The sequence below is a fragment of the Halomonas sp. 707D4 genome, assembly GCF_024158685.1.
Taxonomy (GTDB): domain Bacteria; phylum Pseudomonadota; class Gammaproteobacteria; order Pseudomonadales; family Halomonadaceae; genus Vreelandella.
Genome location: NZ_JAMZBD010000047.1, coordinates 1 through 11,370 on the forward strand (window position 1 = coordinate 1; position 11,370 = coordinate 11,370).

The 11,370-nt window shown below is 67.1% G+C and carries 9 protein-coding genes; 8 read left to right on the forward strand and 1 reads right to left on the reverse strand.

Going from position 1 to position 11,370, the window contains the following annotated elements:
* From BIS11_RS03615 to acpS, 3 genes are all read left to right on the forward strand, one after another.
* The coding region (locus tag BIS11_RS03615) for a DNA repair protein RecO (RefSeq protein WP_367399196.1) at positions 1-337 on the forward strand (337 nt) is incomplete at its 5' end.
* 23 nt (positions 338-360) lie between these two features.
* The gene (gene pdxJ / locus BIS11_RS03620) at positions 361-1,182 is read left to right on the forward strand and encodes a pyridoxine 5'-phosphate synthase (protein WP_253420881.1); all 822 of its coding nucleotides are present in this window, start codon (positions 361-363) and stop codon (positions 1,180-1,182) included.
* 3 nt (positions 1,183-1,185) lie between these two features.
* Entirely contained in the window at positions 1,186-1,563 is a 378-nt protein-coding gene (gene acpS / locus BIS11_RS03625) for a holo-ACP synthase (RefSeq protein ID WP_253420884.1), read from the forward strand.
* Here acpS and BIS11_RS03630 read toward each other — a convergent pair.
* Positions 1,560-4,250 (reverse strand): ATP-binding protein, encoded by a 2,691-nt coding sequence (locus BIS11_RS03630; protein WP_253420886.1) that lies wholly within the window; start codon positions 4,248-4,250, stop codon positions 1,560-1,562. The two genes, acpS and BIS11_RS03630, sit on opposite strands and share 4 nt — an antisense overlap.
* A 90-nt stretch (positions 4,251-4,340) precedes the next feature.
* Here BIS11_RS03630 and cysM point away from each other — a divergent pair, with 90 nt between their 5' ends.
* From cysM to BIS11_RS03655, 5 genes are all read left to right on the forward strand, one after another.
* On the forward strand, positions 4,341-5,237 hold the full coding sequence (gene cysM, locus BIS11_RS03635) for a cysteine synthase CysM (RefSeq protein ID WP_253420889.1): 897 nt from the start codon (positions 4,341-4,343) through the stop codon (positions 5,235-5,237).
* Positions 5,238-5,243: 6 nt separating this feature from the next.
* A complete protein-coding gene (locus BIS11_RS03640; RefSeq protein ID WP_253420892.1) occupies positions 5,244-6,635 on the forward strand; it encodes a TRAM domain-containing protein in 1,392 nt (463 codons plus the stop codon).
* 67 nt (positions 6,636-6,702) lie between these two features.
* On the forward strand, positions 6,703-8,979 hold the full coding sequence (gene relA, locus BIS11_RS03645) for a GTP diphosphokinase (protein ID WP_253420895.1): 2,277 nt from the start codon (positions 6,703-6,705) through the stop codon (positions 8,977-8,979).
* The gene (gene mazG, locus BIS11_RS03650) at positions 8,979-9,803 is read left to right on the forward strand and encodes a nucleoside triphosphate pyrophosphohydrolase (RefSeq protein WP_253420897.1); all 825 of its coding nucleotides are present in this window, start codon (positions 8,979-8,981) and stop codon (positions 9,801-9,803) included. The genes relA and mazG overlap by 1 nt, the downstream gene beginning before the upstream one ends.
* Before the next feature lie 97 nt (positions 9,804-9,900).
* A partial coding sequence (locus BIS11_RS03655; protein WP_253585741.1) for a phosphoenolpyruvate carboxylase occupies positions 9,901-11,370 on the forward strand: 1,470 nt, incomplete at its 3' end.

Below are 11,370 nucleotides of genomic sequence, written 5' to 3' on the forward strand. Positions count from 1 at the left end.
GCGCGCGCTGGCGCTGCGCCGCTTCGAGTGGGCGCTGCTCGACACGCTGGGTGCGGCGCCGCGCTTTTGTACCCCGCAAGGAGCGACGCTCGATCCGCAGGCGCGCTACCGCTTCGATGCCGAGAGCCGCGCTTTCGTGGCAGCGGAGCAGGGCATCGACGGGCGGGCGCTGCGCTATCTCGACCAGGGCGACTGGGAACCCGAGGGCCTGGCCTCCACGCTCAAGGCGGTGATGCGCGCCGCGCTCGCCCCCCACCTGGGTCACCGGGCGCTGCGCTCACGCGAGCTGATGCTCGATCTGGCGCGCCGCCGCGCGCTGTCCTCCCCACGTTCGTGACCACCACTTCATCGGAGAACGCTATGCACCCCCCGCGGATTCTACTCGGCGTCAACATCGACCACATCGCCACGCTCAGGCAGGCGCGCGGCACGCGCTACCCGGACCCGGTCCAGGCGGCGCTGCTGGCCGAAGAGGCCGGCGCCGACGGCATCACCGTGCACCTGCGCGAGGATCGACGCCATATCCAGCCGCGCGACGTGCGCCTGCTGGCCGAGGTGCTCAACACGCGCATGAACCTCGAGATGGCGGTGACCGAAGAGATGCTGGCGCTGGCCGAGGAGATCGCACCGGCCCACGTCTGCCTGGTGCCGGAAAAGCGCGAGGAGCTGACCACCGAGGGCGGGCTCGACGTGATCGGGAGCTTCGATCAGGTCAAGGCCGCCTGCGAGCGGCTGGCGAAGACGGGGTGCGACGTGTCGCTGTTCATCGATCCGGAGATCGAGCAGATCGATGCCGCCCATCGCGCCGGGGCGCCCACCATCGAGCTGCACACCGGTGCCTTCGCCGAGGCGCGCCCGGGCTCCACCGCGGCCAACGACGAGTATGCCCGCCTGAGCCGCGCCGCGCTCCATGCCACGAACCTGGGGCTCGTGGTCAACGCCGGTCACGGGCTTCACTATCACAACGCCGAAGCCGTTGCCGCGCTGCCCGGGGTCAACGAGCTCAACATCGGCCATGCGATCATCGCCCGCGCGCTGTTCGTCGGCCTCAAGGAGGCGGTGGCCGAGATGAAACGGCTCATCGTCGCCGGTCAGGAGGCGGGGCTGATGGCGGCACTCGACAGCCACGAACTCGAGCACGATCATGATCACGCCCATCAGGGCCACTGTTGCGGGCACTGAGCGATGATCCTGGGAATCGGCTCGGACATCGCCCGGGTGGCACGCTTCGAGACGGCGATGGCGCGTCACGGCGAACGCTTCGCGCGCCGCATTCTCGGTGAGCGCGAGTACGCGCGCTGGATCGACAAGGGCCGCCCGCCGGCCTACCTGGCCAAGCGTTTCGCCGCCAAGGAGGCGTTCGTCAAGGCGCTGGGGCTGGGGCTTCGTGCCGGCATGCAGTGGCGCGACATCCAGGTGCTCAACGACGCCCTCGGCAAGCCCGAGCTCGTGCTCGACGACGAGGCGCTGCGCCTCTTTCACCAGCGCGGCGCCCGTACCGCCCACGTCACGCTCAGTGACGAGGCGGAGTACGCCGTGGCCTTCGTGGTGCTCGAGGACTAGCCGAGCACCCCGCCCTTGTCGACGAGTTCGTCCATCGCGCTGAACACCGCCTGCGTGCGCTCTCTCAAGAGCGCCATGTTCGGCGCTTCGCGCTGGCGGTGCAGCGCGCCTTCCAGGGCATCGATCGCGCTGGCCAGCGCCGGCGCGCCGCAGTAGCGGCAGGCGCCGTTCAAGTGATGCACCGCTTCCAGCAACTGCTTGAGATCCCCCTGCTCCAGGGTCCGCTGGATCTGCTCGCGGGCTTCCGGCAGGCTCTCGATCAAGCGCAAGAGCTGGGCGATGGCGAACTGCTCGCTGCCTCCTGCCAGTCGCTTGCCAAGCTCGAGGTCGATCGCCGCCGGCGGCGCGGTGTCGGGCAGCGTCGTCACAAGTGCCGGCGCCTCGCGGCCGATGCCCTCGAGCTTGACGCCCAGGAAACGCTCGAACAGCGCATTCAAGGCGATTTCGTCCACCGGCTTGACCAGCACGTCGTCGAGGCCCTGGGCGAGCCAGCGCTGACGCTGTTGGTGCGGCACGTGAGCGGTCACCGCGATGATCGGACAGCGCGCCCAGTCGTCGCTTAGCCGGCGCAGCGCGCGGCTGGTCTGCACGCCGTCCATCCCCGGCATGCGAATGTCCATCAGTACCAGGTCGAAACAGACTCTTCGGGCGTGGGCCAGCGCTTCGCGACCGCTGGCTGCAAGCGTCACCTTGACCCGCTCGGTGTCCAGCAGCGCCTTCAGAAGCTCGCGGTTGGAGACGTTGTCGTCCACGATCAGTATCTCGAGGGTCTGGGTGAGGGTGCCCGTGGAGGGCGCCGGCGGCGCCGGAAGAGCATCGCGGGGCCCCAGCAGTGCGGTGAGCGACTTGATCATCTGTTGGCGGGTGAAGGGCTTGCAGACGATCTCGCCTCCGTGAGGCAGCGGCCAGTCCGGCAAGTCGAAGCTCGGGCTCATCGCCAGGATCAGGGTGGGGCATTCGACCTGCTCGATCACCGTCTGCCAGTAATCGCGCCGCTCGCCGACGAAATCGAGCGGCCCAAGGCTCAGTATCAGAAGCTCCTCCTTCCCGGCGTCGATGAAGGAAACGGGCCTGGCGCCCCAGCCGGTCAGCCAGTTTTCCAGCGCGTAGCGGCTCAGGCGATGCGGTTCGTGCAAGCGCACCACCGCCTGGTTCAAGTCCAGTTCCTGGGGGCGGGCGCCGGCGCCGTGCGCCAGCATCGGCAGGGTGAAGGAGAAGCACGCCCCGCGCCCGGGCTTGCTCTCCACGCCGATCTCGCCGCCCATGCGGTGGACGAGCTGCCGGCAGATGCTCAGTCCCAGACCGCTGCCGCCGAACTCCCGCGAGTGGCTGGGCTGGGCCTGGGTGAAGGCGTCGAAAAGACCGTCCTGCTGATTCTCGCTCAAACCGATGCCGGTATCGGTGACGCTGACGTTGAGCACCACGTGCTGGCCCTGTTCGCGGTCGAGCGTGACCCGCACCACCACTTCGCCCTCGCAGGTGAACTTCAAGGCGTTGCTGATCAGGTTGTTGAGGATCTGCTGGATGCGCAGCGGGTCGCCGCACAAGGGCGTCGGTACGTCGTCGTAGACCAGCGCGAGCAGGTGAAGCTCCTTGCGCTGGGCCTCCGGCGCGTAGAGGCCCACCACTTCGTCGACCAGCGCGGCGATGTCGAGCTCGACCTCCTCGAGCACCAGCTGGTCGGCCTCGAGCTTCGAGAAATCCAGCACGTCGTTGACCAGCATCAAGAGGTTGTCGCAGGCACGATGAACGTGGTTGAGCCACCCCTGCTGGCGGGCGTTGAGCGGGGAGCGTCCGAGCAGGCGGCAAAAACCGATGATGCCGTTGAGGGGGGTGCGAATCTCATGGCTCATGTTGGCCAGGAACTCCGATTTCACCGCGTTGGCCTTCACGGCGCTGCGATGCGCCATGTCGAGCTGGATGTTCTGTTCCTCGATGGTCTCCATCGATTCGTAGAGCTCGCGGGTCGCCTGCTCGATCTGGTTCTGCATGTCGCGCTGGGCGTGCTGAAGATGATCGGCGAGGATGTTGATGTTCTGGCCCAGCTCGTCGAACTCGCTGGCGTCGTGCACGTTCAGCTTTTGCCGGTAGTCGCCGTGGGAAAGCCGGTAGAGGGCCTGGTTGGCGCGCTTGAGCGGCGAAGTGACGTAGCGGCTGATCGACAGCGCCACGGAGAGCAGTACAAGGCTCAGGAGCACGGCGCCCAGGCTCAGCGTCGCGATCAGCTTGTAGCGCTCGAGGGTCAGCGCACGGGCGTTCACCTCGGCCTCGAGCCAGCGGGCGCTGTTGCCTTCGTTACCGTGAAAGGCCGCCAGCGGCATCTGCAGGCGCCAGGTGTCTTGATGCCTGCTCACCCGGGTGGTGCTGGGCACGTTCAGGCGTGGCGCGGCCAGAAGCGGCCGGCCCAGTACCAGGACCCGATTTCCCTGGGCATCGAACAAGGATACCGAGCGCAGGTTCTGATGCTCCATCAGCTGGCGAGCAAGGCGCTCCAGACGCACCGCGTCGCTGTCGATCATGGCGTCGTTGAGACCGGGGGCGAGCACTTCGCCGGCGCTTACGAGGCGCTCCTTGAAGACCTCCTGCTGGGTGGCGTCGCTCTGGACGACGAGAAACACCGCCATGGCCGCGTAGACCAGAAGCGGTATGCCCAGCAGGGCAAGCAGCAGACGAGTGTGCAGGGACATGTTGGAAACTCATTGATTTCACGGGGTGCCTGTCCAGTCACAGGCAGCCCCGATATAATGCAACATAACGGTGACGATAAGGAATGCACGATGCACTATCCCTCGCTAGAAGATGTGATCGGCCACACGCCTCTGGTGCGCTTGAAGCGTATCACCGCCGGTCGCAACAATACCCTGCTCGCCAAGCTCGAAGGCAACAACCCCGCCGGCTCGGTGAAGGATCGCCCGGCGCTGTCGATGCTCAACGAGGCCGAGGCGCGCGGCGACATCGCCCCGGGTGACACCTTGATCGAGGCGACCTCGGGCAATACCGGCATCGCACTCGCCATGGCCGCCGCGCTCAAGGGCTACCGGATGGTGCTGGTAATGCCGGAAAATGCCTCGAGCGAGCGCAAGCAGGCGATGGCCGCCTACGGCGCCCGGCTCGTGTCGGCCAGCAAGGAGGGCGGCATGGAGGAGGCGCGCGACATCGCCGATGCCATGATCGCTCGCGGTGAAGGCAAACCGCTCGATCAGTTCGCCAACCCGGACAACCCGCTGGCCCACTACCGCACCACCGGCCCCGAGCTCTGGGAGCAGACCGGCGGCGAGATCACCCATTTCGTCAGCTCCATGGGCACCACCGGCACCATCATGGGCGTGTCGCGCTACCTCAAGGAGCAGAACGCCGCCATCGAGATCGTCGGTCTGCAGCCGGCGGACGGGGCGAGCATCCCCGGCATTCGCCGCTGGCCCGAGGCGTACCTGCCGGCCATCTTCGAGGCACCTCGCGTCGATACCGTGCTCGATATCGGCCAACAGGAGGCGGAGCACCACATGCGCCGTCTGGCGCGCGAAGAGGGTATTCTCGCCGGCGTCTCTTCCGGCGGAAGCCTGGCGGGTGCCCTGCGTATCGCCGAACGGGTGGAGAATGCGGTGATCGTGTTCATCGTCTGCGACCGGGGCGATCGCTACCTCTCCACCAATATCTACGCGCCGCAGGATTGATCGCTCATGCTGGGTAAGAAACGCCCCTCGCGCCCCTCGTCGGGAAAGTCCGGCCTGGCGCGCAAGCCGGAAGCGCCAAAACGCCGAGCCGACGACGCGCTGCTGACCATCGAGCGGCTTGCCCACGACGGGCGCGGCATCGCCCACGATGCGGCCGGCAAGACCGTCTTCGTCGAGAAGGCGCTGACGGGGGAGCGCGTCGAGGTCGCGGTGCACACCACGCGCAAGCGCTTCGACGAAGCGCACGTCAAGCGTCGCCTGAGCGATGCCGACACGCGCGCAACGCCCCCGTGCCCCTATTTCGAACGCTGCGGCGGGTGCGATCTGCAGCACATGACCGTCGCGGCCCAACGTGCCCACAAGCAGACCGTGGTCAGAGAGCTGATGGCGCGACAGGGCGTCGCTCTGGGCGATATCGAGCTCATCGCCGGGGCGCCGGCGCACTATCGCCGCCGCGCCCGTCTGGGCGTCAAGCTCGACGCAGGTGGCAACGTATTGTTAGGTTTTCGTGCCCAGGGCAGCCATCACCTGATCGATATCGCGCAGTGCCACGTGCTGGTGCCGGAACTCAGCGCTCTGCTGGCGCCGCTCAAGGCGCTGCTGGGCCGGCTCGAGGCGCCAAGACTCGTCGGTCACTTGGAGCTGATCAAGCCAGAGGGCGCGCCGGTGGTGCTGGTGCGCCAGCTCAAGGCGCATGCCGGCGATGCCGAGGCGTGGCGAGCCTTCGCGAAGGAGCAGGGCGTGCGGGTCGGGGCCTTCGTCGGGCGCGAGGAGCGCACGCTCGAGTGGTACGTCGCGCCTCCCGTGCTCGAGGACCCGCTGGATATTGCTCACGCCAGCGTTCGTCTGGGCTTCGCGCCCGGCGATTTCCTGCAGGTCAACGCCGAGGTCAATCAGGGCATGGTCGAACGGGTGCTCGGCTGGCTCGCGCCGACACTTGCGGCCACGCCTGCGCCTAAAGTGATGGATCTGTTCGCCGGCATCGGCAACTTCAGCGTGCCGCTGGCGCTCAAGGGCGCGCACATGCAGGCGGTGGAGGGCAGCCCCGCCATGGTGGCGCGGATGGCGGACAATGCCGAGCGCAACGGCGTCTCGCTTGACGCCAGGCAGGCGGATCTGAGCGACGCCGCGCAGGTGGCGGCGCTCTTCGAAGGCCAGGACGAGCCGCACTGCGTGGTGCTGGATCCGCCGCGCGACGGCGCCGAGGCCGTCTGCCGGGCACTCGGCGAGCGCCCGGTGAAGCAGGTCGCCTACATTTCCTGCGACCCGGCCACCCTTGCCCGGGACGCGGCCCTTCTGGTGAACGCGGGGTACCGGGTGCGCCGCGCGGCGGTGGCGGACATGTTCGTGCATACCGCTCACGTCGAGACGCTGTTACTGTTCGAACATGCCGGCTGAGCGAGGTTGGCGCTACACTCAAGCATTCGGACTAGAGCGCCGTTAGTTGAAAGGATGAGTCATTGCCATGGTGAAAGTGCGTGAGGACCAGCCGCTGACGCAAGGCGGAAAGGTGGATATACAGCAGTGGTTGGCGCGCCTTCAGGAAAACGTGCGCCTGCCCGAGCCCGAGCGCCTGCTCGAGGCCTGCGAGCTCGCCGAAGTGCTCGAGCGCCAGGCGCCGCAGACCCACCGCGTGTGGTTGTCGCCGGGCTCCAACTTTCGCATGGGCCTCGAGATGGCGGACATCCTCGCCGACCTCAAGCTCGACCAGGCCGCGCTCGAGGCGGCGGTGCTCTACCGCGCCGTGCGCGAGGAGCTGGTCAGCCTCGATGCCATCACCAAGCGCTTCGGCGCCGAAGTCGCCACGCTCATCGACGGCGTGCTGCAGATGGCCGCCATCAGCTATCCGCTGATCGCCAATCACGGCATGAACCAGCACAACCAGCAGGAGAACCTGCGCAAGATGCTGGTCAACATGGTGGGCGACGTGCGCGTGGCGCTGATCAAGATCGCCGAGCGCACCTGCGCGCTCAGGCAGGTCAAGGACGCCCCGCGGGACAAGTGCCTGCAGGTCGCCCGCGAGGTCGCCGACATCTATGCGCCGCTGGCCCATCGTCTGGGCATCGGCCAGATCAAGTGGGAGCTCGAGGACCTGTCGTTTCGCTACCTGCACGAAGCCGACTACAAGACCATCGCCAAGCTGCTGGCCGAAAAGCGCCTCGACCGCGACCGCTACATCCAAGACGTGGTGGGCACCCTCGAATCCCTGATGCGCGCCCAGAACATCCACCGCTTCGACGTCAAGGGCCGCGCCAAGCACATCTACTCGATCTGGCGCAAGATGAAGCGCAAGCGCATCGACTTCTCCCAGGTGCACGACGTGCGCGCGGTGCGCATCCTGGTGCCCGCGGTGACCGACTGCTACACGGTGCTCGGCATCGTCCATTCGCGCTGGCATCACGTGCCCAACGAGTTCGACGACTACATCGCCAACCCCAAGAAGAACGGCTACCAGTCGCTTCACACCGCGGTGGTCGGCCCCGAGAACAAGGTCCTCGAGATCCAGATTCGCACCTTCGCCATGCACGACGAGGCGGAGCTCGGCGTGTGCGCCCACTGGCGCTACAAGGGCCACGACACCAACGCCAAGAGTCGAAGCTACGAGGAGAAGATCGCCTGGCTCAGGCAGGTGCTCGAATGGCAGGACGAGGTGGGCGGCTTTGGCGATCTGCGCGAGGGGCTGGCAAGCGATGTCGCCCCGGACCGGATCTACGTCTTCACCCCGGATGGCCACGTGATCGACCTGCCGCGCGTCGCCACGCCCATCGACTTCGCCTACCGGGTGCACACCGAGATCGGCCACCGCTGCCGGGGGGCCAAGATCGACGGGCGCATCGTGCCCTTGAGCTACAAGCTCAAGACCGGCCAGCAGGTCGAGATCCTGACCGCCACCAAGGGCGGGCCGAGCCGCGACTGGCTCAACCCGAGCCTGGGCTACGTGCGCACCTCCCGCGCCCGGGCCAAGATCCAGGCCTGGTTCAAGCACCAGGCGCGGGACCAGAACCTCGAGGAGGGCCGGGCGCTGTTCGAGCGCGAGATGAAGCGGCTCGACGTCGACGGGCTCGATATCCAGAAACTCGCCGAAACGGTCAACTACCAGAACGCCGAAGACATGTACGCCGCCCTCGGCGCCGGCGACTTGCGAATCGGCCAGGTGCTCCACCAGGCCCAGCAGCTGTTCGGCGAGAGCGACGACCAGGAGCAGCTCGAGCGGCTTCTGGCCAAGCCACGCCGCCAGTCGAGCAAGGCGACCCAGAGCGACATCACCGTGCTGGGCGTGGGCAACTTGAAGACCAGCATGGCCAACTGCTGCAACCCGGTGCCCGGCGAGCCGATCATCGGCTTCATCACCCAGGGGCGCGGAGTCACGGTTCACCGCCAGGAGTGCTCGAACGTGCTCCAGCTGCGCATGGAAGAGCCTCAGCGGATCATCGAGGTGGAGTGGGGCGAGCGTGCCCATACTCGCTACCCGGTGACCATCGAGATCCAGGCCTGGGACCGCTCCGGGCTTCTGCGCGACGTGACCGGGCTTCTCGGCAACGAGAAGGTCAACGTGCTGGCGGTCAATACGCTCACCGATACCGACGAGAGCATCGCCAGGCTTCGCATCACCCTCGAAGTGGACGGGCTCGAGACCCTGGGCCGGCTCTTCTCGCGCATCCAGCAGTTGCCCAACGTCACCGAAGTGCGCCGGCTGCGCGACGCCGACCCGGAAAAGCGCGCGCGCAAGGGAGGCCACTGATGCGCCACGACGTAAGCGATTTGCTCACGCTGATGCGCGTGCTGCGCGACCCGCAGCAGGGCTGTCCCTGGGACGTCCAGCAGGATTGGCACAGCATCGTGCCCCACACCCTCGAGGAGGCCTACGAGGTCGCCGATGCCATCGAGCGCGGCGCCTTCGACGAGCTTCCCGGCGAGCTTGGCGATCTGCTCTTCCAGGTGGTGTACTACGCCCAGTTCGGCGCCGAGGAGGAGCGCTTCGACTTCGATGACGTGGTCGATACCCTGGTGCGCAAGATGCTGCGCCGCCACCCGCACGTATTCCCTGACGGCACGCTCGCCTCGCGCCGCCCGCCGGGCATCGAGGCGGCCAGCGTTCGCGAGCATCAGGTGAAGAGCCGTTGGGAGAGCCTGAAGGAGGACGAGCGCGCCGATCGTTCAGCGGCGCCACCTTCGGTGCTGGACGACGTGCCGCTGGCGCTGCCGGCGCTCAGCCGTGCCCAGAAACTCGCCAAGCGCGCCGCTCGGGTCGGCTTCGACTGGCCGGACACCCGCGGGGTCATCGACAAGATTCGCGAAGAGCTCGCCGAGGTCGAAGAGGCCCTGGCGCGCAGCGACATCGAGCACGCTCGCGAAGAGGTGGGCGATCTGCTCTTCGCGGTCACCAACCTCGCCCGTCGGCTCGAGGCCGACCCGGAAGCCTGCCTGCGCCGCACCAACGCCAAGTTCGAGCGCCGTTTTCGCCATGTGGAGCAGGCGCTTGGCCGCGATGGACGAAGGTTCGGCGAGGCCGGTCTCGACGAGATGGAGCGCCACTGGCAGGCGGCCAAGGCCGACGAACGCTGACCCGCGTCGACGCTGGCCGAGCCCTGCGACAAGGGCACCAGAAACAAGATCAAAAACGCAAAACGACAGGCAGACAGTCTGCAAGGAGGCCAGATCAATGAGTCACGATCTACACGAGTCACTGCGCGACAACGTACGTATCCTGGGCGATAGCCTGGGGCGCACCATTGCCGATGACCTTGGCCAGGGGTTCGTCGACAAGATCGAAACCATCCGCGCCCACGCCAAGCGCGGGCGCCAGGGCGACACGCTGCAGCAGCGCGAGCTGATCGAGTACCTGCGCAAGCTGCCGGAAAGCGATCTGCTGCCGGTCACCCGCGCCTTCAACCAGTTCCTGAATCTCGCCAATATCGCCGAACAGCACTACCGGGCGCGCTTTCGCCGCGTCGAGGACTACAAGCCGGGCACCCAGCCGGTGCTCGGCGAGCTGCTCGAGCGCGCCCGTCAGGCCGGCAACTCGCCGCGCTCGCTGGTCGAGACGCTCTCCACCATGCGCGTGGAGCTGGTCCTCACCGCCCACCCTACGGAAGTCATCCGGCGTACGCTGATCCAGAAGTACGACGCTATCGACGAGTGCCTCACCGCCATCGAAGGCTCCGAGGAGTACCCGGAGCGCGCCGAGCGCGCCCACGGACGCCTCAACGAGCTGATCAGTCAGGCCTGGCACACCGACGAGATTCGCCACGAGCGCCCGACCCCGGTCGACGAGGCCAAGTGGGGGTTTGCGGTGATCGAGAACTCGCTGTGGCAGGCGGTGCCGGACTTCCATCGCGATCTCGACAACCTGCTGCTCGAGACCGCCGGCGAACGCCTGCCGCTGGACGCCGCACCGATTCGCTACGCCTCCTGGATGGGCGGCGATCGCGACGGCAATCCCAACGTCACCGCCCGCGTGACTCGCGAGGTGCTGCTGCTCGGGCGCTGGATGGCGGCGGATCTCTACCTTCGCGATCTCGAGCAGCTCAAGACCGAGCTCTCCATGTGGAAGGCCAACAGCGCCCTCAAGGCGGAAGTGGGCGACGTGGCCGAGCCCTACCGCGAGCTCTTGAAGCGTTTGCTCGCCAAGGTGGAGGCGACCCGAGACTGGGCCAAGGCCGAGCTCGACGGGCGCAACTTCGATGGCGGGCCGATCATCGAGACCCGCGATCAGCTCTTCGCGCCGCTTCTGGCCTGCTACCGGTCGCTGTGCGACGTGGGCCTCGATACCATCGCCAACGGCGCGCTGCTCGATACCCTGCGCCGGGTGGCGGTGTTCGGTGTCACGCTCACCAAGCTCGACCTGCGCCAGGAAGCCAGCCGCCATAGCCAACTGATGGAAGAGCTCACCAGCGCACTCGGCATCGGCCATTTTGATCAGTGGGACGAGGCGACCCGCCAGGCGTTTTTGCTCGAGGAGCTCGCCTCCCACCGCCCGCTGATTCCCCGGCGCTGGGAGTGTTCGGCGGAGTCGCGCGAGGTGATCGACACCTTCAAGGTCATCGCCAGCGAACACACCGAGGCGCTCGGCACCTACATCATCTCGATGGCAGCCGAACCCTCCGACGTTCTGACCGTGGCGCTGCTGATG